The organism is Ktedonobacter racemifer DSM 44963, assembly GCF_000178855.1.
Taxonomy (GTDB): Bacteria; Chloroflexota; Ktedonobacteria; order Ktedonobacterales; family Ktedonobacteraceae; genus Ktedonobacter; species Ktedonobacter racemifer.
Genome location: NZ_ADVG01000001.1, coordinates 1,442,425 through 1,464,922 on the forward strand (window position 1 = coordinate 1,442,425; position 22,498 = coordinate 1,464,922).

At 54.4% G+C, this 22,498-nt stretch carries 23 protein-coding genes and 1 pseudogene; 19 read left to right on the plus strand and 5 right to left on the minus strand.

Features of this window, described 5'->3' with window-relative positions:
* Window positions 1–28: 28 nt before the first annotated feature.
* The 7 genes from KRAC_RS06315 to KRAC_RS06345 all read left to right on the plus strand — a co-directional run bounded on the left by KRAC_RS06315 (window position 29) and on the right by KRAC_RS06345 (window position 7,779).
* Window positions 29–409 (plus strand): cupredoxin domain-containing protein, encoded by a 381-nt coding sequence (locus KRAC_RS06315; RefSeq protein ID WP_007905356.1) that lies wholly within the window; start codon window positions 29–31, stop codon window positions 407–409.
* A 301-nt stretch (window positions 410–710) separates the two neighbouring features.
* The gene (locus KRAC_RS06320; RefSeq protein ID WP_007905357.1) at window positions 711–1,418 is read left to right on the plus strand and encodes a hypothetical protein; all 708 of its coding nucleotides are present in this window, start codon (window positions 711–713) and stop codon (window positions 1,416–1,418) included.
* Between the two features lie 607 nt (window positions 1,419–2,025).
* Window positions 2,026–2,535 carry a (2Fe-2S)-binding protein gene (locus KRAC_RS06325; protein ID WP_007905358.1) on the plus strand — a complete coding sequence of 170 codons (510 nt, stop codon included), beginning with the start codon at window positions 2,026–2,028 and terminating at the stop codon, window positions 2,533–2,535.
* Between the two features lie 70 nt (window positions 2,536–2,605).
* A complete protein-coding gene (locus tag KRAC_RS06330; protein ID WP_007905359.1) occupies window positions 2,606–4,945 on the plus strand; it encodes a xanthine dehydrogenase family protein molybdopterin-binding subunit in 2,340 nt (779 codons plus the stop codon).
* A gap of 86 nt (window positions 4,946–5,031) precedes the next feature.
* Complete coding sequence (locus KRAC_RS06335) at window positions 5,032–5,898, plus strand: FAD binding domain-containing protein (RefSeq protein ID WP_007905360.1); 867 nt, start codon at window positions 5,032–5,034, stop codon at window positions 5,896–5,898.
* Between the two features lie 129 nt (window positions 5,899–6,027).
* Window positions 6,028–6,519 (plus strand): DoxX family protein, encoded by a 492-nt coding sequence (locus KRAC_RS06340; protein ID WP_007905361.1) that lies wholly within the window; start codon window positions 6,028–6,030, stop codon window positions 6,517–6,519.
* 153 nt (window positions 6,520–6,672) lie between these two features.
* Entirely contained in the window at window positions 6,673–7,779 is a 1,107-nt protein-coding gene (locus KRAC_RS06345) for an aminopeptidase (protein ID WP_007905362.1), read from the plus strand.
* 73 nt (window positions 7,780–7,852) lie between these two features.
* Here the strand turns inward: KRAC_RS06345 and KRAC_RS60925 are convergent, their stop codons facing one another.
* The gene (locus KRAC_RS60925) at window positions 7,853–8,386 is read right to left on the minus strand and encodes a GNAT family N-acetyltransferase (RefSeq protein ID WP_007905363.1); all 534 of its coding nucleotides are present in this window, start codon (window positions 8,384–8,386) and stop codon (window positions 7,853–7,855) included.
* 16 nt (window positions 8,387–8,402) lie between these two features.
* On the minus strand, window positions 8,403–8,960 hold the full coding sequence (locus tag KRAC_RS06355) for a GNAT family N-acetyltransferase (protein ID WP_007905364.1): 558 nt from the start codon (window positions 8,958–8,960) through the stop codon (window positions 8,403–8,405).
* Window positions 8,961–9,111: 151 nt separating this feature from the next.
* Between KRAC_RS06355 and KRAC_RS06360 the strand changes: the two genes are divergently transcribed.
* The 6 genes from KRAC_RS06360 to KRAC_RS06385 all read left to right on the plus strand — a co-directional run bounded on the left by KRAC_RS06360 (window position 9,112) and on the right by KRAC_RS06385 (window position 14,927).
* Complete coding sequence (locus tag KRAC_RS06360; RefSeq protein ID WP_007905365.1) at window positions 9,112–9,699, plus strand: class I SAM-dependent methyltransferase; 588 nt, start codon at window positions 9,112–9,114, stop codon at window positions 9,697–9,699.
* Window positions 9,700–9,958: 259 nt separating this feature from the next.
* Window positions 9,959–10,816: an AAA family ATPase gene (locus tag KRAC_RS06365; RefSeq protein WP_052568276.1), complete on the plus strand. Its 858-nt coding sequence runs from the start codon at window positions 9,959–9,961 to the stop codon at window positions 10,814–10,816.
* A gap of 4 nt (window positions 10,817–10,820) precedes the next feature.
* Window positions 10,821–12,182 carry a vWA domain-containing protein gene (locus KRAC_RS06370; RefSeq protein WP_007905367.1) on the plus strand — a complete coding sequence of 454 codons (1,362 nt, stop codon included), beginning with the start codon at window positions 10,821–10,823 and terminating at the stop codon, window positions 12,180–12,182.
* A 43-nt stretch (window positions 12,183–12,225) separates the two neighbouring features.
* Window positions 12,226–12,543 carry an XdhC family protein gene (locus tag KRAC_RS06375; RefSeq protein WP_007905368.1) on the plus strand — a complete coding sequence of 106 codons (318 nt, stop codon included), beginning with the start codon at window positions 12,226–12,228 and terminating at the stop codon, window positions 12,541–12,543.
* A 43-nt stretch (window positions 12,544–12,586) separates the two neighbouring features.
* On the plus strand, window positions 12,587–13,348 hold the full coding sequence (locus tag KRAC_RS06380; RefSeq protein ID WP_007905374.1) for an XdhC family protein: 762 nt from the start codon (window positions 12,587–12,589) through the stop codon (window positions 13,346–13,348).
* A gap of 244 nt (window positions 13,349–13,592) precedes the next feature.
* The gene (locus tag KRAC_RS06385) at window positions 13,593–14,927 is read left to right on the plus strand and encodes an LCP family protein (protein WP_007905375.1); all 1,335 of its coding nucleotides are present in this window, start codon (window positions 13,593–13,595) and stop codon (window positions 14,925–14,927) included.
* A gap of 91 nt (window positions 14,928–15,018) precedes the next feature.
* Here the strand turns inward: KRAC_RS06385 and KRAC_RS06390 are convergent, their stop codons facing one another.
* The 3 genes from KRAC_RS06390 to KRAC_RS06400 all read right to left on the minus strand — a co-directional run bounded on the left by KRAC_RS06390 (window position 15,019) and on the right by KRAC_RS06400 (window position 16,671).
* Window positions 15,019–15,408 (minus strand): VOC family protein, encoded by a 390-nt coding sequence (locus KRAC_RS06390; protein ID WP_007905376.1) that lies wholly within the window; start codon window positions 15,406–15,408, stop codon window positions 15,019–15,021.
* A 44-nt stretch (window positions 15,409–15,452) separates the two neighbouring features.
* Window positions 15,453–16,139, minus strand: a complete 687-nt coding sequence (locus KRAC_RS06395) for a peroxiredoxin-like family protein (protein WP_007905377.1) — start codon at window positions 16,137–16,139, stop codon at window positions 15,453–15,455.
* An 82-nt stretch (window positions 16,140–16,221) separates the two neighbouring features.
* Entirely contained in the window at window positions 16,222–16,671 is a 450-nt protein-coding gene (locus KRAC_RS06400) for a hypothetical protein (protein ID WP_007905378.1), read from the minus strand.
* 242 nt (window positions 16,672–16,913) lie between these two features.
* On the opposite strand from KRAC_RS06400, the gene KRAC_RS06405 reads away from it, so the two are divergent.
* From KRAC_RS06405 to KRAC_RS06430, 6 genes and pseudogenes are all read left to right on the plus strand, one after another.
* Window positions 16,914–17,294 (plus strand): winged helix-turn-helix transcriptional regulator, encoded by a 381-nt coding sequence (locus tag KRAC_RS06405; protein ID WP_007905379.1) that lies wholly within the window; start codon window positions 16,914–16,916, stop codon window positions 17,292–17,294.
* Between the two features lie 121 nt (window positions 17,295–17,415).
* Window positions 17,416–18,822, plus strand: coding sequence for a protein kinase domain-containing protein (locus tag KRAC_RS06410; protein WP_007905380.1), 1,407 nt, complete (start codon window positions 17,416–17,418; stop codon window positions 18,820–18,822).
* A gap of 319 nt (window positions 18,823–19,141) precedes the next feature.
* Window positions 19,142–20,409, plus strand: a pseudogene (gene iscB, locus KRAC_RS06415) (RNA-guided endonuclease IscB).
* Entirely contained in the window at window positions 20,358–20,645 is a 288-nt protein-coding gene (locus tag KRAC_RS65420) for a transposase (RefSeq protein WP_157506331.1), read from the plus strand. The pseudogene iscB and the gene KRAC_RS65420 overlap by 52 nt, the downstream one beginning before the upstream one ends.
* Window positions 20,646–21,207: 562 nt before the next feature.
* A complete protein-coding gene (locus KRAC_RS06425) occupies window positions 21,208–21,834 on the plus strand; it encodes a TetR/AcrR family transcriptional regulator (RefSeq protein ID WP_007905381.1) in 627 nt (208 codons plus the stop codon).
* Window positions 21,835–21,986: 152 nt separating this feature from the next.
* Entirely contained in the window at window positions 21,987–22,448 is a 462-nt protein-coding gene (locus KRAC_RS06430; protein ID WP_007905382.1) for a cupin domain-containing protein, read from the plus strand.
* Window positions 22,449–22,498 lie beyond the last annotated feature (50 nt).

Below are 22,498 nucleotides of genomic sequence, written 5' to 3' on the forward strand. Positions count from 1 at the left end.
GGCCCTTGGAGGACTGAAAGGATCTCTTATGTATAAAAAACTCTTATTTGTGATGGTTTGCCTCTCACTCTTCACCGTCATTATCGCCGCTTGTTCCATCAAAGAGCAGGTCGAAGCTAGCACCAAGGTAAAGATGGGCTCCGCCAGCTTCATCGACACAACAGTGACCGTCAAAAAGGGCGAGAGCATTGCCCTGGTCGATACCGTCAGTGGTCCCCATGTTATCACGAATGGTACCTGGCAGGGCAATAAAGCCAAAGCTGGAGCAGAGCCCGGAGCACCTAATATTGGCACTATTAACTTCGCGGGCAATGATTCGAAAAATATTGGGCCCTTCACAACCGCTGGCACCTTCGAGTTCTACTGTACTATCCACCCAGGAATGAATTTAACGGTAAAAGTCGTCTAAATCAGCAGCCCATCACAACACAAAAAACATAGGTGGAATATCTTCTCCCTTCTTGGGATGCAAGATATTCCACTTTTCTTTTCCACAGAGCATACGTTCTCCTCTTATGCACCTCCTCCCGATAAACCATGTTCTATCTAGTACTTTTATGGTACGTGCTACACAATTCTCACCATACACGTCGTTTAGTATGTTATAATCACGAGAAAAATCTCCTGCGTCCCAGTTGGGCGCATAGCGCTCTTAAGAACTTGACAGCAACGTGCATATAAGTAAATTTAAAGATAAAGGTTAATGTTTTATGGATGCACCACATATACCAGCACCAGATCCAAACAAGCAGCCAAAACTTTCAGCGAGGGCCTCACTCTATTTCAAAGGCGCGGTCGTCCTCTTCCTTGTGATATTTACCACCATCATTGCCGCCTGTGGCGCACCTGACAATAGCATGAGCGCGACCGAAAAGCCCCAGGTAACGGTCACCATCGATCCTAACCATATCCAGAAACAAGTTACCGCCTCGCCCACACCCGGCTACTGGTGCGGCGCCTGGGCCACCCAGACCTCGCCTGCCTATAACGCCGATGCGCAGCAACTGACTCTGGGCATCAACGCCAAATTCACCAAAAATAACGGAGGCAACCCCCAGGGCGTCGCGGGCGCTACGGCCTCAGCCATTATCCACTGGGGCGACGGCTCAGCCAGCAATGCCAGCGGCACAACCTCCAGCGACGGACTCGTCGTTATTCCTATCTCCACCGCCGGACACGAGGGTGCGGTTGGTCGTACCACTATCGTCACGCTTGACTTTACAGGACCCGACGGCTCACACTGCTCGGTCGGACAGGATCGCGCGGCCTTCTTTAGCCTGACGAAACCAACGGTCACGCCTTCTCCCTCTCCCACCCAACCAAACAATCCCGGTGGCCCTGGCGGTCAGCCAACTGGCACTCCTAAATTCTGCCCAACCTTCACACTACCTAACGTGACGCCCCCTGCTTGCCCATAAGCAATATGGGGTTTTGAAGCGTAGCATACAAAAGCAAGCGTTGTCGCATTGACAATGCTTGCTTTTGTATGCTACGCTTTTTTTAGGCTGCACAAACCTCCTTCATTAAGGCTTTTTCTCTCGCGCATCAACGATTAAAAAGCCCTGGCAAGTAGGGCGCAACCTTCAAACGAGAGGCCAGTTTGTCAATTGCTTAATTTCCATTTCCTTGCATCTCAGTATATCTCTTTTGCTACATTCTGGCTCCCCTGGCTTCTCTCTGTGCATTTTTCGTATGGAAAACCTGGTTCCACATCTACAAGTGGAGTAAAAGGGCAGTTGACGTTTAACCCGTCATAGCTCAACACTATGTTACATCTACCTGTAGCAATTGTGCTGCATACTGTAGCCTGAAGGGTTCGCTCTAGGCCAATCCTGTACACTAATAGCAGGTTCTACACGACATAGTCATCCCTGTTTCTAGACGAAAAACATGCCTTGCTCCTGAGTAGCCTCCGGGTTGCTCACTCTCGATATCGTTCTATATGTTCACAGACTTTGTACACTTGTGTCTATGCGCTCCAGATACCTGGCGCACACACAACTAGACTCAGATGGAGGACCATCGATGGCGATGAAACGCGCAATCACAGTCACGGTAAATGGGAAACAGTATCATTCTGAGGTCGAGCCTCGCACACTCCTGGTTCACTACCTGCGTGATGCCCTCGACCTTACCGGCACCCATGTCGGCTGTAACACTTCTCAATGTGGCGCTTGCATCGTACATGTCAATGGAGAAGCGGTCAAATCATGTACCGTCCTGGCAGTCCAGGCCGATGAATGCGAGGTCACAACAATCGAGGGCCTGGCCCCCAGCGAGGACAATCTCCATCCCATTCAGGAGGCCTTCTGGGAGAAACATGGCCTGCAATGCGGCTTCTGCACACCAGGCATGATCATGGCCACCGCCCAGCTCCTTAAGCGGAATCCTCATCCCTCCGAGGAAGAGATTCGCAAGGGTCTGGAAGGCAACATCTGCCGCTGCACTGGCTACCAGAACATTGTACGCGCCGTCCAGGCCGCCGCTGAAGCCCTGGATACTCGAGCCTCGCAGCCGGTGAGCACCGGCGACTAGGCCCCTTTTCACACCGCTCTCAGGCCCATCGCGTTGCGTTTCTCATAGTGGAGAAAGGATGTAACTATTTATGGGTATTGCTTCTATGCTTGGTACGTCGATTAAACGACGTGAAGACCCCAGGCTGATCACCGGCCAGGCTACCTACGTGGATGATATTAAACTCCCAGGGACGCTCCATATGGCCGTTGTGCGCAGTCCGTATGGTCACGCCCGCATTCTTAGCATTGATACGTCAGCAGCCCTGAAACATCCTGGCGTCGTCGCCGTTTATACCGCTGAAGATATTAAAGGCAAAGTGGGCAATGTTCCAATCGCGGTTCCCGTGGGCCATATCGTCAATGGCATGGGCGTACGCGGGCCACTCGCGGAAGGCAAAGTACGCTTCTATGGTGACCCGGTGGCGGTCATCGTCGCGGAGAACACATATATTGCCCGCGATGCTGCCGACCTGGTCGAGGTGGACTATGATCCCCTTCCCGCAGCCATTGATATCGAGAAGGCCATGCAACCTGGCGCTCCCTTGCTCTATGAAGAGTTTGGGACGAATGTGGCTCAGAATGTGAAGCCACCCACTGATGAGATCGACAAAGTCTTCGCCGAGACTGAGGCCAATGGCGGTATCACTCTGAAATTCCGCCTGGTCAATCAGCGCCTCGCCCCCGCCTCGATGGAGACTCGTGGTGTGCTAGCAGAATACCGTAAGGCTAATAAGACGCTGACCGTCTGGAGCTCTTCGCAGATTCCCCACCTGTTGCGCAACATTCTGGCCTCTCAGTTGAATCTCCCGCAACACCAGTTGCGCGTGATCGTGCCAGAGGTGGGAGGCGGCTTTGGCTCCAAACTCAATGTCTATCCCGAGGAGACGCTGGCAGCCTATATCAGCATGCAGCTCGGACGCCCCATCAAGTGGATCGAGGATCGCAGCGAGAACCTGGCCACTACCGTCCATGGACGCGACCAGGTCGATTATGTAGAAGTTGCCGCGACGCGTGAGGGCAAGGTCACCGGCCTTAAGGTTCATGGCATCTCTGACCTGGGAGCCTATAGCCAGCTCTTTACGGATGTGATCATGACCGCCTTCGGCTTCCCCGTCGCTGGCGGCTCCTATGATATTCCCCATATCTACCTCAGTAGCGATGTCGTCTTTACCAATAAGGTACCCACCGATGCCTACCGTGGCGCCGGTCGACCCGAGGCGACCTACGTGGCCGAGCGTGTCATGGATATGGTAGCGTACGCCCTGCATAAAGACCCAGCCGAGATCCGCCTGCTCAACTTCGTCAAGCCGGAACAGTTCCCCTACAAGTCAGCCACGGGTGCCGTCTACGACTCTGGCAACTACCAGGGCGCGCTTGAAAAGGCCATGGATATCGTTGGCTATAAAGAGCTACGCGAGGAGCAGAAGCTCAAACGAGCCGCTGGCAAATTCATGGGCATCGGCATCTCATCCTACATTGAGATCTGCGGCTTCGGTCCCAAAGGTACCGCACCTGTGGGCCTCTATGAGAGCGCGCGCGTACGCGTCGAGCAGAACGGGACCGCGATGGTGTATACCGGGGCCTCTCCGCATGGACAGGGCGAGGAGACGACCTTCGCGCAGATCGTGGCCGACGAGTTTAGTATTCCCGTTGAAAACGTCATGATCCTGCATGGCGATACCGACTCTACACCCGAGGGGCGAGGCACCTATGGCAGCCGCACCACCGCCGTTGGTGGTTCAGCCGTCTTCAACGCCGTACAGAAGCTTAAAGAGAAGATGAAGCTCATCGCCTCGCATATGCTTGAGGCCAGCCCTGGAGACATCTCGCTTGAAGATGGGAAGTTTAGCGTCGCTGGCTCCCCACAGAAGGCCGTCTCCTTCGCCCAGGTGGCCGCGGTGGCGCATACCTCAAATACGCTCGCCCCTGGCATTGAGCCTGGCCTGGAGACAACCGTCTTCTTCGAGCCTGATGCCTGTGTCTTCCCCTTCGGCACGCATATCTGCGTCGTCGAGATTGATCAGGAGACCGGAGAGCCGCAGATTACGCGCTTCGTGGCCGTGGATGACTGTGGACGCCAGCTCAATCCCATGATCGTCCAGGGTCAGATTCACGGCGGACTCGCCCAGGGTATTGGGCAAGCACTGTGGGAGAGTGTAGAATACAGTGAGGATGGACAGCTCCTCACCGCGACCTTTATGGATTATGCGATGCCCGCCGCCGAGGGCTTCCCACTCTTTGAACTCGATCACACCGTCACACCCAGCCCGGTCAATCCCCTGGGCGTCAAAGGGGTCGGCGAGGCTGGCACCATTGGCTCGACGCCTGCGGTCGCTGCCGCTATTGCGGACGCGCTCAACGTCGACCACATTGATATGCCCTATAAACCCGAAAAGTTGTGGAAGATCATCCACCACCAACAAGGATAAAGCACGCTGGCTGAAGAACCCTGGTCAGAAATGGCAGCGTTCCTCGGTCAGCACACTATACACACTCAAGAGGAGATACGAGCAGTATGTCGATACCAGCAGTCTTTGATTATCATCCCGCGAAAACGGTGGATGAGGCCCTTGCCCTCCTGCAACAATATGGCGACGAGGCCAAGGTGCTCGCTGGCGGTCATAGCCTGATTCCAGCGATGAAACTGCGCCTGTCCCAGCCCGAGCATCTGATCGATATCAGCAAGATTCAAGAACTGGCCTATATTCGTGAAGAGAACGACGTGATTGCAATCGGCGCGCTCACCACCTATACCCAGGTCGAGTACTCCGACCTCCTGCGCCGCGTCTTCCCGCTCATGCCCGAATGCGCCTCGCATATCGCGGACCAGCAGGTGCGCAATCGCGGCACCATCGGCGGGAGCATCGCCCATGCCGATCCCTCCGCGGACATGCCCGGCGTGATCCTGGCCCTCAAGGCCGAACTGGTCATTCAGGGACCAAATGGGAAACGCACCGTCTCGGCCGATGAGTTTATCCTGGGTACATTCGAGACCGTCCTGGAGCCCAATGAACTCCTCGTCGAGCTGCTCTTCCCCAAACCTGCCGCCAAAACGGGCAGCGCCTATACCAAGCTCTCCAACCGCGCCTCGCATTACGCGATCGCGGGCTGCGCCGCTGTGCTCTCGCTCGACAGCGATAACACCTGCTCAGCCGCCAGCGTCGTTGTCACAGGTGCCGCCATGCAGACCGCCCGCGCCAGCGCCACCGAGTTGGCTCTGATCGGTAAGCAGCTTACCAGCGAAACCATCGCGGAAGCCGCCAGCCATGCCGCCGAGGGCCTGGAACTGGTCGGCGACATCCACGGTTCCCCCGAGTATCGCCGCCAGATGGTCTCCGTCATGACCCGCCGCGCCATCGAGCAAGCCCTCGAACGAGCGTAAATCCAGAGGGAAGAAAAAAGGACGCTGCTGGGCTTGTAAGCCCAGCAGCGTCCTTTTTTCTTCCCTCTTTTATATACTATATTTATGACTATAGGCAACACTCAAAAGCACAAGGAAGGGGGACTCGAAATGTCCTATAAATCGGCGCTCTCACTTATTCGTGTCCTCGTGGGATTGCTTTTTGTCGCGCATGGGACACAATTGCTCTTCGGCTGGTTTGGCGGAACGGGGCTGGCTGGGACCATCCAGCTGACTGAGGCACTAGGGCTACGCCCGGCGCCTTTCTGGGGGCTACTGGCTGCACTGAGCCAGTTTGGCGGCGGCCTCCTGCTCCTGCTAGGACTCCTTCATCCTCTTGGGGCCCTGGCAATTATGGGGGCAATGCTAGTGGCCATTCTCAAAGTTCATCTGACACATGGCTTCTGGATTGCCAGTGGTGGCCTCGAATATGCACTCTTGCACTTCCTGCTCGCAGGCATTCTCGGGCTGGCAGGCCCGGGCTCTTATGCCCTCGACAATCGCCTCTCACTCAGGCTTCCACGTCCACTAAGCTTCTGGACTGGGCTAGCAGCCATGATTCTGGTCATAGGCATCGGTGTTGCGTCGTCCAGCACGGCCTAATGGCTTACTACGTCTTGGAGAGTGCTACTTACTACCTTAAAGTACATGCCTCTAAGCAGCTTCCAAGCCCCAGTGGAGGCGCGTACGTAAGTAGCACTCTTCATTGTATAATGTTGAAGATCAATATCAAACGGAAAGAAGAGTAATATCCTTATGCGCGATATTCGCATCGAACGCTGGGCCAAAACCCTGGTTCAGTACTCCCTCTATATCAAGCCCGGCGACGTGGTCGCTATTCAATCCACGCCCCTGGCTGCTCCTCTTATTTCAGCAGTCTATGAAGAGATTCTACGCGCGGGAGCCTACCCCGTTCCGCTTATCCAGCTCGAAGAACTGGACGAGATCCACCTGCGTGAGGCCAACGATGAGCAACTTTCCTGGCTCTCGCCTGTCATGCCCGCCCTGGCCGATAAAATTACTGCCCGCCTGACTATTATGGCCAGTGGCAATACCAAGGCCATGAGCAATATCGATCCCGCGCGCCTCTCCAAACGCCACCAGGTTGGTCGTCAACTTATGAGCACCTTCCGCCAACGCGAGCAGGAGGGAAACTTCCGCTGGTGCCTGACCCTCTACCCAACCACAGCCTACGCTCAGGATACCAATATGTCCCTGCGCGAGTTCGAGGAGTTCGTCTTCGATGTGTGCTTCCTCAATGATGAAGACCCCGCTGCACGCTGGAAAGAGCTTTCCAAGCGCCAGCATGGCCAGGTTGATTGGCTGAAGGGGCATAAGAAGGTGCATGTCGTGGGTGAGGGGACAGATCTGACGCTCTCGATTGAGGATCGCATCTTTATCAATAGCGATGGCAAACGCAATTTCCCCAGCGGCGAGTTCTTCACCAGTCCGGTTGAGAATAGCGCCAACGGCGTTATTCAGTACGACATCCCCTCTACATATGCTGGCCGCCCAGTCAATGGTATTCGCCTCGTATTCAAGGATGGCAAGGTCGTCGAGGCCACGGCGCGCGAGGGCCAGGATATCCTGGAGAACATGCTCAGTATGGACGAGGGCGCGCGCTACCTGGGCGAGTTCGCCTTTGGCAACAATCCGCGCGTCACCCGTGGGACCCGCAATATCCTCTTCGACGAGAAGATGGGTGGCACCGTCCACCTGGCCCTGGGTGCATGCTATCCCGAGACTGGCGGCCTCAATAAGTCGGCGCTGCACTGGGATATGATCTGCGACCTGCGCCAGCAGGGCGAGGTCTGGGTCGATGATACCCTCTTCCTCAAAGATGGCAAGCTTCTCATCAGCTAAATTTCTTGGTAAGAGATGTGTTGTGTCCTGGCTGCCACAGTCAGCCAGGACACAACACATCTCTTACCAAGACTTACCCTTTCCTCCACTCCTGGTGTGTGATCTCGTACACGCTCTGCCAGGCTTCAAACTCCCAGAGTCGTTCGACCTTCTGCATTCCAAGCTTTTCCGCCAGGTGGCATGACGCCACGTTTGCTTCCTGCGTTACAACAAACACACGCTCTAGATGAAGCCTGCTAAAGCCATCCTCCAGGCAGGCACGCGCCGCCTCAGTGGCAATACCACGGCCCCAGAAGGCGAGATAGAACATATAGGAGAGCTCGATGCCCTTTTGCGAGTGGTGCAGCCCACACAGGCCCGTAATCTGTCCGCTTGCCTTTTCATAGACGGTCCACTGCCCAAAGCCTGCCTGGTTCCAATGCTCCTGTTGCCAGGCCAGTTTCTTCTCAATCACCTCTTCACCCACAACTCCCCCTAAATACCGCCGCACCTCGGCGTCGCGCCATAATCCGCTCAGGCCCGCATCCTCCTCGCGGCTCGGGCGCTTCAGCAATAGGCGCTCGGTCTCCAGCATCTCTATCTTATTGACATCCATCTCATTCTGCATACTCAGTTCCCTCTTGCTATCGATATTTCTCTGCAAACTCTTCGGCTGTCATGCCATATACCAATGTATCCCAATGGCGGCCACCAGTATAAATCATGCGCCGAAGCCGACCTTCCAGTGTAAAGCCAAAACGCTCATGGAAGCGTTGTGAGACCTCATTAAAGCCAAAGACTTCCGCATTCACCTTTTGATAGCGTCGCTCTTCAAAGAAATAGCGCAACACTAATGCGAGGGCTTCTTCAGCATAGCCTTTGCGCCGATGCTGCGCCTCAATAAAGACGCCATAATAGAATGTTCCGCAGCGCGCATCGCATTCATGTGTGTTAATTGTCCCAACCAGTTCGCCATTGAGGGTCTCGATCTGAAAGCGAAAGTTGTCTTCCTCGGCTCCACGCTTCGACTCCTTCTCCGCCCAGGCTCGTACCTGTTCACGTGTCATGGGGAACCAGACCATGTCGGTCATGCGATCCCCTTCTACATCTCTCCCCCAGCGCTGATAGAGTATCTCCCAATCCTCCGGCTCAACCGCGCGCAGGCGAATCGTCGGCCCGTGGGAATTGTTGGTAAATTGCATCCTGCTCTCCTGGCCTCAATAAGGCTCGCTATTTTCCTTCAAGCTGGCTACAATACTGTATATAGCAACATTTTTTGCCAATTACGGTATATATAGCAAGAATAATAACCTGGAAGTACTCGCCTTACCAGCAAAGGGAGGATGCGGATATATGCGGGACATCTTATTTGGCCATCCAGCGGGGCTCCTGGGGCGCCTGGGTGGGAGAATCATGGCACGCCAGAACCAGCCCCTCTACAACTGGACGCTCTCGCTCCTGCCCATTCAAGCGGGCGATCATGTGCTGGAGGTAGGTTTCGGCACGGGGGAGGCCATCCATCTGCTAACAAAACAGACACAGGCCGCCCTCATTGCGGGCGTCGATGCTTCTACAGCTATGCTCAGTATGGCGAAAAAACGCAATGCCGCCGCCCTCCTCTCCGGGCGCGTGCAATTGGAGCAGGGAAGCGCCGAGCATCTCCCTTTCGCAGACAATACCTTCCACAAGGCCTTTGCCATCAACTCCGTTCAGCTCTGGAGCGACCGCAAGGCCGCTATTCGCGAGCTGTACCGCGTACTACGCTCCGATGGAATGCTCGCGCTCACCCTCCAGCCACACAACGCCAAAACAGATCAGGACTTCAAGGCCATCGGCGAACAACTCCTCTTCGACCTGACTCAAATTGGCTTCTTCAATACCGAACTCCAGATCAAGGAGCATACACCCACCAACATTCTCTGCGCTCTAGGACGCAAGTAAAGGGTAATTGTTCTTGCAGATATATGTTCCTATGGCTTAGAATACAACTATCACCTCGAACACATATGTGCTTCGCTGTAGTTTCCCTAGGAACTTACGCGGAAACCAACGTCACTCTCGTGACTAGCGCTTCGCGCTCAGGTTTCCGCAAGGTAGTAGCTGGAGGCATTTTTTGGAGCAGGAACATCTTATCGAGACCACCCAGAACACCACGGCAAACGCCTCGTCGCTTGCCTCAATTGAAGACGTCCAACGGGCCATGTTCGCCCAGAACTATATAGCCGACCGTAGCCTCGCCACAACCATCTTCCTCGCGCTCAAGCGCCGCAAACCGCTTCTGCTGGAAGGCGAACCCGGCGTGGGCAAAACCGAGATTGCGAAGGTCCTGGCCTCCCTTCTCGATACCCACTTGATCCGCCTGCAATGCTATGAAGGCATCGATGTCAGTACCGCCGTCTATGAGTGGAACTACACGCGCCAGATGCTGCATATTCGCCTGATGGAGAGCGGCGCACAGGGTCGCCAGGAGGAACTCAAAGAGATCTTTGGGCCAGACTTCCTTCTCCAGCGCCCGCTGCTCCAGGCTATCAGCCCTACCAATGCCAAGCCACCAGTGCTCTTGATCGACGAACTAGATCGCAGCGATGAAGAGTTCGAGGCCTACCTGCTTGAGTTGCTCTCCGATTTCCAGATTACCATTCCAGAGATCGGCACCATTCGCGCCCAGGAGCCACCCTTCGTCATCATTACCTCCAACCGCACACGCGAGATCCATGACGCGCTCCGCCGCCGCTGTCTCTACTACTGGATCGATTACCCCACGCTGGAGAAAGAGTACTCCATCGTGCGCGCACGCATGCCCGAGGCCCCTGAGCAACTGGCTCGTCAGGTCTGCGCCTTCGTGGGCGAGATTCGTAGCATGGACCTGTATAAGGCCCCCGGTATTGCCGAGACCCTTGATTGGTTAAGCTCACTCCTCGCACTACATCAGCTCGAACTCGTTGAAGGTACGGTACGTGATACGCTGGGCGCGCTTCTCAAGTATCAGGACGATGTGCTCAAAGTCGGTGGCGGTGGCGAGCTCAGCAAGGTCATTCGCAAAATCGCAGGAGTGTAGAGGCATGCAGATCGAACCCCAGAACAATGGTACTAAGCAGGCAGCCATCGCCGCGCCTCTGCGCCCGATTGATCTTGAGCGCGGCGAGAAACTACTGTATCGCCTGACCGAGTTTGGCCGCTTGCTCTGGGAAGTGGGTATCCAGGTCGGGCCGCGCCAGATGATTGACCTAGCCGAGACTCTGAACCTGGTGGATATTACCCGCCCGGATGACTTCTACAACACGCTTAAGTGCAGCCTGCTCACGCGCCACGAGCAGGAACCACTCTTCGAGCAGATGTATCAATACTTCTGGTTTGTACGCGACAATCCCAATCAGAAAAAACCTGACAAGGGCCAGCAGGTCAAGCGCGAACAGCGCCAGTTGCGCCTGCCGCCTTCTGAGCGCAAGCGCCTGGCTGAGCACATGAATGCCAAAGAGCAACACAAGGATATGACGCGCGATCCGCGTCAATCTGAGCGTAAGCCCTCTACAAGCGCGCGCGACCGCAACAAGGACGACAATGACCTGGGAGATCCTCAGAGCGGGGCCTATAGCGCCATCGAGCGTCTGCGCCAGAAAGACTTTGAAAACTATTCTTGGGAAGAGGTGCAGGAGGCCAAACGCTTGATGGCCGAGATGCACTGGAACCTGGGCATGCGTCCAACGCGGCGCAAAGCCCCCCGACGTCGCGGCTCCTATCCCGATATGCGCCGTATCGTGCGCCGAAACCTGAAATATGGCGCGGAGTTGATCGAACTGACCTGGCGCGAGACGAAGCGCAAGCCCCGTCCCCTGGTGATCATCTGTGATATTAGCGGCTCCATGAGCCTCTATTCACGTCTCCTGCTGCACTTTATCCATACGATCTCCAATGGGCTCCAGAATGTAGAGGCCTTTGTCTTTGGTACACGCCTGACGCGAGTCACACGCCAGCTCAAGCGCCGCGATGTCGATGAGGCGGTACACGATGTCTCCAAGCAAGTGCAGGACTGGTCTGGTGGTACGCGCATTGGCGACGCCTTGCATTACTTTAATCATCACTGGTCCCGACGCGTGCTGGGACGAGGCGCGGTCGTGCTCGTCATCAGCGATGGCTGGGACCGTGGCGAGGCAGATACCCTGCGCGCGGAGATGGATCGCTTACAACATAGTTGCCACCGCCTGATCTGGCTGAACCCCCTGCTGGGCTCACCCGATTACCGCCCCCTTACCATCGGCATGAAGACCGCCTTGCCCTACATCGATAACTTCCTGCCCTCGCATAACCTGGACAGCCTGATCTCACTGGGCAATACGCTCTCCAGCATTGATGATAGCCGTCCACTCCGCGACGCCTACAGCAGGCGTAAGGCAGTCGAAGCCTGGACCAGGCGCAAGATCTAACAGTAACATAGTCATGCCAACATCTCTGAAAGGAGCACACACTATGCACGATGTCTTACCGGATATTGAAAATTGGCGCGCTCAAGGCGAGCAGGTCGCCATCGCGACCGTCATCAGTATGATCGGGTCCGCCCCACGTCTGCCAGGAGCCAAGCTTGCTGTCAGCGAGAAAGGCGAGATCGCAGGCTCCGTCAGTGGTGGTTGCGTCGAGCCTGCCGTCATTCATGCCGCCCACCAGGTAATCAAAAGTGGGCAACCACAATTGCTTGAGTTTGGCATCAGTGAAGCCGATAATCTAGAAAAGATAGGCCTCTCCTGTGGAGGCACGATTCGCGTCTTCGTCGAACGCCTCGACTGGTAAGACCACATCGTTATTACGTCAGGACTTGAGGGATACAAGCACCATGAGTGAGATCTATACCACATTAAAGAGTGCGCTTGACAGTCAGAAGGGCGCGGCCCTGGCCACGCTCGTTCAGGGTCCTGAGCATATCGGCGCCAAGCTCTTATTCCTTCCTGGCCAGGCCCCCCAGGGCACGCTTGGTTCCGCGGAGCTTGATCAACAGGTTCTCCCCATTGCGGAGCGCGCCACCTGGTCTGGAGCGGGCGCGAGTCACACTATCACACTGCCCACAGGAACCTACGAGGTCTTTATTGAAGGCTTCGCGCCCCCGCCAACCCTCATCATTGTTGGGGCCGGTCATATCGCCATTCCCCTCACCACCTTCGCGAAAACGCTGAACTACCGTGTTATCGTTGTGGATGCACGCTCAGCCTTCGCCACACCAGAGCGCTTCCCCCATGCTGACGAGCTCATTGTAGAGTGGCCAGATGAGGCGCTACAGAAACTCGATCTCAATCCCTCAACCGCCATCGCCGTCCTGACCCACGATCCTAAATTCGATGAGCCAACATTGAAGGTCCTGCTCGCCCACGAGGTCGGCTACATTGGCGCGATAGGCAGCCGCAAAACAGGCGAGGAGCGTGCGGAACGCCTCAAGAATGAAGGTATCACTGAGGAACAACTGTGGCGCATTCATGGTCCCATAGGCCTGAACATTGGAGCTAAAACACCTGAAGAGATCGCCCTGGCCATCATGGCGGAAATCATCGCGACACGCAACAAGAAGGATAGCAAGAGCACCCTTGATTGGCAGCAAAAATAGTAGTGGTTTGCAACTTCTTACGCGCCAATGCGTTTATCTTTGTAGAGGATGTTCTTTCTTTACAAAAATCTAGCTACTTCTGATCCGAAAACCCTGAGCGCGAAGCGCTAGTCACGCAAGTGACGTTGGGTTTCGGAATAAGATCTTATTACCTGGAAGATAGAGTCATTAAATTTGGTATAACTTACTTTCAAAGCGCTTTTATCCTTCTCATTCATTTTGATCAGAAAAGAGTTGATTATACATGTCAGATAATAACTACTACGACGATCATACAATGCCCGCACGCCCCTATCCACCTGGAGGATCTCAGAATCGACCACAGCCTGAGACCCCCCCGGGTAAGCTTGTGCTGGGCAATTTCAATAACGCTAATGTTCCCCCCCGCCAACAGCCCAACCAACCGCCACAGGGGCGACCACATAACCCCTCACACAATGCGGGGCCACGCTACCCTCAACAGGGCGGACCAGTTCCCCCAACCTATACTCCTCGCCCAGGAATCTATCCTCCTGGCGCGCCCCCTTATTCGCAGGCGCAAAACGGAGAAAAACTGCCCGGTTCCGCGCCCCGGCCAGCGAAGCGCAGACGCTCTGGTTGTGCGCCCGGCTGCCTGATAGTGGGAATTCTTCTCATTATCCTGCTCTGCACCGGGGCCTACACGGGTCAGCGTGTCCTGGCCTTTGGCTCAGCCATTTCGACGGACAAGGTTGCACTCTCCACGCAGACAGGCTATATGAATACCGGCGACCGCGTCAACCTGCTCGTTATGGGCTATGGCGGTGGTGCTCACGATGGTGCTAACCTGACGGACTCCATGGTGGTCATTAGCATGACACCCAGCAATCAGCATACCTCGCTGGTCTCAGTGCCGCGCGATCTCTGGGTGCAGGTACCCTCCAATTCCGGCAACTATGCCAAGCTCAATACCGTCTACCAGGTAGGCTCCAACAATGGCGCCGATCGCGGAGCTGGCGGAGACACGGCAGCGACCAAGCTCTCTTCCATTACTGGTCTCGATGTTAAGAATTGGATGCTGATCGACTTCAATGGATTCCGCGATCTGATCAACGCTCTTGGCGGCATTGATGTATATGTGCCTGATTCGTTTACCTCGAACTATCCCAAAAACGATGACCCCAACGTTGATGCCAGTTGGATTACTGTCCACTTCAATAAGGGCATGCAACACATGGATGGGGAGACCGCGATCCGCTACGCCCGCTCCCGCTATGTGACCGACAATCCCGCCGAGGGCACCGACTTCGCTCGCTCCATCCGCCAGCAGCTTATCATCAAGACAGCCCTGGCAAAGATGAAGCAGATCTCCAGCTGGCCCAGCCTCTTCAACGCGATGGATGCCCTGCAAAAGGCCATCTATACTAACATGTCGCTCGCCGACCTGGGTCTCTTTACCATGAAGATGGACCTCAACAACCCACAGACTGCGCGGATCGGTCTCAGCTACGATAACGTTCTGACCTCCAGCACCTCGAACGATGGACAAAGTATCCTGATCCCCAAGGGTAACAACTGGGATCTCATCAAACAATACGTCGACTCCAAGCTCTATAAATAAGCAGTCAATCAGGAGCAGCCCTGGCGCGTACCAATACGCCAGGGCTGCTCTTGCTTTTTTGGCCGACACAACGCCTCGACCAACGGATACCTCAGGCAAGCTCGTAGGTTGTCAGCTCGACTCTATGACCATCAGGATCAGAGAGGTAAATCGAGTGCGCAATCGTGTGATCCGCAAAGCGAAAGGGAATATCCTGTTTACGAAGTTCGACCTGCGCCCGCTCAAAGTTGAGCCAGTCAAGCCGAAACGCAAAGTGGCGCATGGTAATCACATCATGACCTGGATTAGGAAGCGGATCGGTCGTCTCAGATGGAAAGAGTGCCAGGCACGAGTCCCCTACGCACGCAAAGACCGGATCATCCGCGCCCTTAGCCTCCTCGTGTCGTCGCTCCATCCCCAATATCTGGTGATACCATTCCAGCGAACGTTCTTGATCTCTAACGGTCAAAGCGATATGGTCAAGGCCGATAATTTGAAACATAGTGCGCTCCTTTGCAAATTCAAGCTGTATGCGGACTTCCAATCTTACAAGCTCAGCTCACCCTTGCGCTGTTTGAGCTGTGTAATGATGATGGCCGGATCAAGACGATGAATAAAGTTCGGATCAACGAAGGCCAGGCTTACCGTTCCCGACTGATCAATCAGGAAGGTTCCTGGTATCGGCAGTTCCCACGATGCGTCGCCGTTGTAGGCGGGCAGATCGGCACCAATCTGCTGATATGCCGCATGCACAGCCTCATCAATGCGAAAAACGAGACCATATTCTCGCGCAACCTGGTTGCCAACATCGCTTAAAACCTCAAAGGTCAAAGCGTTCTTCTCCGCCAGCGAAAGGCTCTGATCTGGCGTCTGTGGAGAAATCGCGACCAGAGAAGCACCCAGCGCCTGCAACTGCGGCAAGGCCTGCTGATAAGCACGCAATTCCAGATTGCAGTATGGACACCAGGCGCCTCGATAGAAAGTCACGACAACTGGCCCTTGCTTGAGCAGGTCTGAGAGTGACACGGGGCGACCAAGAGCATCGGGCAGCGTAAAATCCGGTACCCGTTCACCCTCTTTGAGGGCCTTCTCAGCCCCTCTAGATGCGATAATTTGTTGGATAGGGCGCAGTAATTGTTCACGCATGGATGCGGATATCTGGTCCCACGTCTGGGCTATAAACGCATCGATCTGTTGCTGTAGCGGAGTATTCATTGGGTCATAAGTTGCCATTATTATCTCTCTTTCTTTATATCTAGTTTGGTGCAGGCTGAGCAGTGATGAATCATCGCTCGGCTGCCTGATCATGGTAAAATCACATAACCTGCAACACAGATGCCTCTGAGTTCTGGCGTCCTAACCCTGACTGCGTGAGGCGACGATAGCGCCGCTCTACTCCTCGTGCCAGGTACATCGCGCCGATGCCAATCAGCAGGTGAGCAACCTGGATCAACCAGTGTAGATTGCCCACGAGAATCCGCGACTGCGTCACGCCAAAGGCCACTACCAGAATCGCATAGACCATGCTGAATATACCTAGCAGCCGGAGTTCGCGCTTCCAGACAGCCACAAACGCAAGGATGATAAAGGCCAGAGTGCCTGTAATGCCGAGTATCTCGTGAATGTAAGTCATACCTATCTGTAGCAGTATCCTCAGAAGCATATAAAGATCTAATATCTGAGCGATCCAGAGTAAAAGCCCTAGCAGCATGGCAAGCATGAAGGCGCTTCGTGCAATCAATGAGGCAATGCGTACCGTTTTCATAAAGATCTCCTTTTCAACTCTTGTCAAACGAGAAGCATTCTAGCCATAACTTCGCTACTACCTCTTCCCAGGTCCATCCAGGCAATAGTGAGCAACAGAAAATAGCCAGGTGAAATGTAGAAGACGCTTGTCATCTCTCACTCTTCTTGATAGAATTAAAATAGATGATAGACGTGAAAGAAACAAGTACGCAATTTTATCTGACGTAGTATATAAAACCATACTATTGGGAGGGATAAGCAATGAAGCAGATGCTGAAAGCCATAGAATGTCCGGTCGAAGTGACGCTTTCAATCATCGGTGGAAAATGGAAGCCGATGATTGTCTGGCATTTGCTTAGCGGAACCAGGCGCTTTGGCGAGTTACGGCGGCTCATTCCTGGAGCTACCCAGCAAATGCTCACGATGCAATTACGAGAGTTAGAACAGGCGGGAGCGCTCCATCGCGAGGTCTATGCTCAGGTACCTCCCAAGGTCGAATATTCACTAACAGAGCTCGGACGGAGCTTAGAGCCATTACTGCTCCAGATGGCGGAATGGGGCGAATGGTACTGCGATCAAAATGGGCAGGAACATTGGCACATGCATAATGAAGGGGAAAAGCTTGCCCCCACTAAAAAATAGCAATCTCGAAAGCGGGTTTCTCGCTTGAGGAAGGTCCATTTCTGCCTGTAGCTGTACAAGATGCGGCCATCGGTATATACTGTTTTAGCAAGGTAACATCTTCTACATTGGAGGGGCTGGCATGTCTCAGCGTGATACGCGTCTTATTGGCGGCATCTATCGGACAGGGCAAATTCTCAGTAGCGATGGCATACTGACAACCTACACGGCCTATAATCGCAATACAAATGATGTTGTTGGTCTCTATGTACTGCATTGTCCACCAAACGTCCCTCCACATGTGATCCAACAGGTGCTCCAGCCCCTGGCACAACGCCGGGCGCACGCCTCACCGCATCTACTTCATATCTCCGATTGGGGCGTCGATAATAATCGCATCTTTATCGCTACCGATCCACCACGTGGCGTGACCCTGCGGCACGCTATGGACAATGAGAACATCGATCTTCCGCGCTCGCTTGATCTTATTCGCCAGCTTGCGCTGGGTGTCAAGGTCCTGCACGAAGCACATATCGCGGCCCTGGATCTACGCCCCCAGTTTGTTACTGTCGAGACCTTCATGGACAACAACGGTCTCACAGATCGTGTTCGTCTCGATGATATTGGCCTGCGTGAACTCCTCAGAGCGCTGGGAACCTCCAATAGTACAGCCAGCGATAGCCTTGTCGCAATCGATCCACGCTATGCCTCTCCTGAGCACCTCAAAAGCCAGCCTGTTGGCCCCTGGAGCGATATCTATCTATTAGGCATTCTGCTCTTTGAACTGGTCACAGGGCGCATCCCCTTCGTGGGTCATACACCTGCCGAGACAGGTGTCATGCAGGGTACGACCGGGGTACCACGCATGAAACAGTATATGTATAATATGCCAGATGAATTGCAGGCCGTCGTCGACTGCGCCATGTCCAAGGAACCTGGTCGCCGCTTCGCCAATGTCAATGCCTTCCTCAAGGCGCTACAAAGCGTTGCCCTCCCGCCAGCCACCAGGCCCATTGAGTTCGAGGAGACACTACGCGATGCCGACCAGGGCCGTCCCAGCAGCTCTCTCACCAGCGAAATGGCGCTCTCTACACCGCACACGCCTCCACAGACCCAGCGCCAAAGCTCCGACCTCGCGCAGTCGTTGCCGCTACCTGCCATCCGCGCCCTGGCCGAGGAACAAAGCATCTATGCCTACCTGCGCTACGAGAAGGCTGGCAAGCTGCAAGAACGCCTACCCATCACCGGAAAAAATGTCATTATTGGGCGTGTTGATCCTAAACGGGGCTATACTCCGGATATCGATCTCAGTTCTCTCGATCTCACCAAGACCGTCTCGCGCCAGCACGCGCGCATTCGCTTCGAGGAGACCTTCTTCTATATCGAGGATATTAAGAGCCATAATAAGACACGCCTTGGCGAACTTGTGCTCACTCCGCTCAAGGCAGAACTCCTGCAACATGGCGACTGGATCGCCTTCGGGAGCGTGCGCCTTCGCTTCGAAATTCCTGGTATGCGCGCGCTTACCCCCTCAAAAGAGCTAGAGTGAACTACCACTGAGCTGAAGACGCAGCGGCTTCTTCGGAAGTCGTCGGGTCTGCGGTTTGGGAGCTTTTTAGGAAGCTCAAGTTCACCAGACTCCTCATCAGAAATGATGAGACCGTTTGAAAGGTCATGACACCTGCGGTTGACGCATCAGACCGCTGCTCTGTCGTCTGGGTTTAAGTAGGGCTGAGGAAAGGCCCGGTGATCCAGGTGCAAAAAGCCTTTTGAACACTGTCGAGATGAGGTCGGATTCCCTGCATGGTCACAGTGCAGGGATACGCATCACCCGGCGCTTGCCGGAGCATTTTTCCGAAAGGAATCGTCTGAACATGGTCTATGTCCTCTCACCAGATAGGACGCCGCTTATGCCTTGCTCTGCTGCGATTGCCCGTTTGTTGCTCAAAGAGGGAAAGGCCAAAGTCGTCCGCAGAACCCCTTTTACGATCAAGTTGTCTGTACAGCCAGAGCGTACCTACACCCAACCCTTGACCTTGGGAGTGGATACCGGGAGTGCGGTGATTGGTTCGGCTGTCGCGGATGGAACAGGGCAGCATCTTGTATCTTTCTGAAGTGGAAGTGCGCAATGATATTGCCACGACGATGAAAGAACGAGCCACCCATCGTCGAGATCGCCGCAACCGAAAGACACGCTATCGGCCTGCACGCTGGTTACATCGGAGGAATTCCATCAAGACTGGGCGATTCTCCCCAACCATGAGAAGCAAGATCGACGCCCATCTGCGAGAAATCCACTTTGCGCACTCCTTGTTGCCAATCTCGTCCATTGTGCTGGAAACAGGAACCTTTGACACACATGCGCTCAAAAACCCGGAGGTAGTGCGAAAGAAGTGGCTCTATCAGAAGGGCATCAATTACGGTTTTGCCAATACCAAAGCCTATGTGCTCACACGGGATGGCTACACCTGTCAACACTGCCAGGGGAAATCCAAGGATCAACGGCTCGAGGTGCATCACATCATCTTTCGTAGCCAACACGGAAGCGATGAGGAAAGCAAGCTCTTGACGCTCTGCAAGACCTGTCATGATGCCCTTCACGCTGGGACTATTCCCCTCAAGCGCACCGGAAAGAAAAAAGGGGATTTGCTGCACGCGACCCAGATGAATAGCATCCGCGTGCAATTGTTGAAACTGGTTGAGGCGGAAGAAACCTGGGGCTTCGTGACGAAAGAACATCGATTGCTTGCGGGTTTGCCCAAAGAACATTGTTTTGACGCGGCCATGATTGCGACACGCGGAAATCGGCCTGTTTTCCAGATACAAACGGTGTTTGTCAAGAAATGCATTCCAGATGGAGAGTATCAGCAAACCAAAGGAAAGCGAAGCGAGCAACGGATCCCGACAGGAAAAATCCAGGGATGCGCGCAAATGCGACAAAGTGCGTTATCGAGGTCAGGAATACTTTATCAAAGGGCGTATGTCTACTGGTTATGCTATTTTGATGATGATAGACGGGAAAAAGGTCGATTTGAAACCCATTCCCAAGTTTGAGAAGATGAAGAGAGTGAGTGCGCGATCCTCATGGATGACCTGTCAAAGCATCATGCCAGGTTCCTCAAGCTCTCTCATCTGATGTTCGTGTGCAAATACCGGAAAAAGCTGCTTCTCTTCTCTGGAAATGAGGTTAAACAAGTATTTGAGGAAATTGCAGCTCACTCAGATGTCTCTTTTGAGGCACTTGAAGTGGATCAAGATCATATTCACTGTTTGGTGAAAAGCGAACCTCAGATGCGCACCGCTGGCCATCGTCGGCAGACGGAAACACATCTCGACCATGCAATGTTGGCAAAGGCATGCGCAATGCGTTAAAAAGGCAAATTTGGAAAGAGAGGACATTCTGGAGTGATGGGTACTTCTGCTGCACCATCGGGAATGCAAGCAGGAGACTATTCACCAGTACATTGAAAGCCAGGGATAGGAGGAAGGAGCGGCGTTCATCCACGAGGCTGAAGACCTCGTGGTTTTCTCGCCGCTCCCCGTATAAACTTGAGCTTAAGCAGTCCGGAGAAGATATGCGGAAAAGGGCGAGAATGCGGTTGAAAACTAGACAAAGAAGAAAAATAAAAAGAACTGGGCTGGCATGCTGCCAGCCCAGTTCTTTTTAACACAACCTGTAAATCCCAACACTATCATGGCGAAAATCCAACAATTATCCCGGTGAGCAAGCGGTTCCAGAATGGTTTGCCCGCCGGGATAATTGTTGTAAAAGGACCAGTTTAATGTTGGGATTTACAACCATGGCCCGCCTCAAACATCCTCATGCTGCTCCCATCCAGCCCATGTAGTGACAAGCAACCGATTCCTGAACTGATGAGAAAATTCGTCACCAAAAAGCCTGACAGATACTTTTCTTCTGTGGTATATTGCTTGCATGAGCAAGCAATATACCACAGACCCACAAACTGAGGAACCGCAAGAGACGAGAGCGCGCATCATCGCCGCCGCCTCAAGGGTGCTCGCAACCAAGGGCTATGACGCGACCACGCTGCGCGAGATCTCACGCGAAGCCCAGGCAGCCCCTGGACTGGTGCATTATTACTTTGGGGGCAAGGATCAGTTGCTCGTGGAGGCCCTGCAGGCCGCTGGTCAGCAGTTTCATCAACGCATGCAGCACCTGGTCCGCCAGATACCCGACGAGCAATCGCTCGACGCCTTCCTGACGCAGATCTCGGAACGAGTTGAACAGGACGAAAACATCTATCGCCTGCGCTATGAATCGTTCTCCCTGGGTCTGCATAACGCCCTCATCGCCCCGGCGGTGAGCGAACGGCTGGCACGGCGACGGGAGGAAATTGGCTCGGTCATGGGGACGATCCTGGAGAAGCTGGCCAGGACAGAAGGGGTGGAACGCTCCGCTGTCGATCTAACTATCCTGGCAGCGCTCCTGCTCGCGCTCTTTGATGGGCTGGCCTTGCAAAAAATCATGGACGCCAGCTTCGATCTGGAGGCCGCGTATAGCGTCCTGGCGCGGATGCTGCGTGGATTGCTCGTAAGTTGAGGGAGCTCGCGCACCCCTGGCAACACGCGAAGCATCGATAGACAGACCACGGGCGAGCGAGCGGCGCTCTGGGAACAGAGCGCCGCTTTTTACCTCGCTCTTTGAACTGCAACATTGCTTGTTTGAGCAAGCAATAATGAAAGGATGTTGTTATGAGTGTCATCGTCCTGAGACCAGGAGAAGGACGCGCCATCTCTCTTGGTCCCATTCAAATGATCGTTCAGGAAGATGGAACGCAGACGCGGGGAACACTGGGCGTGGCGGAATTTACTGTGCCTCCCCATGCTCCCACTCCTCCTGCTCATATCCATCACGCGCATGAAGAGGTCTTTTACGTCCTGGAAGGCGAATTAGATTTTCTGGCAGGGACAGAGACCGTGCGAGCCGGCGCTGGAACGTTCGTAATGGTGCCCATCGGGGCTCTGCATACCTTTAGCAACCCGACGGACAGGCCCGCTCGTTTCCTTAATACGTTTACGCCTCCGCGCTATATCCACTACTTTGAAGAAATGAGCAAGCTCATCCAGGAAGGGATGGCTCCCGGTGCGCCAGCCTTCACGGAATTGATGGCTCGCTACGACACCGAGGTGGTTCCGTCACCCGCGACGCGCTGATCTTGCCCGAGCAAGAGAGCACGCCAGGTGGCAGAATTGCTCACTCACAG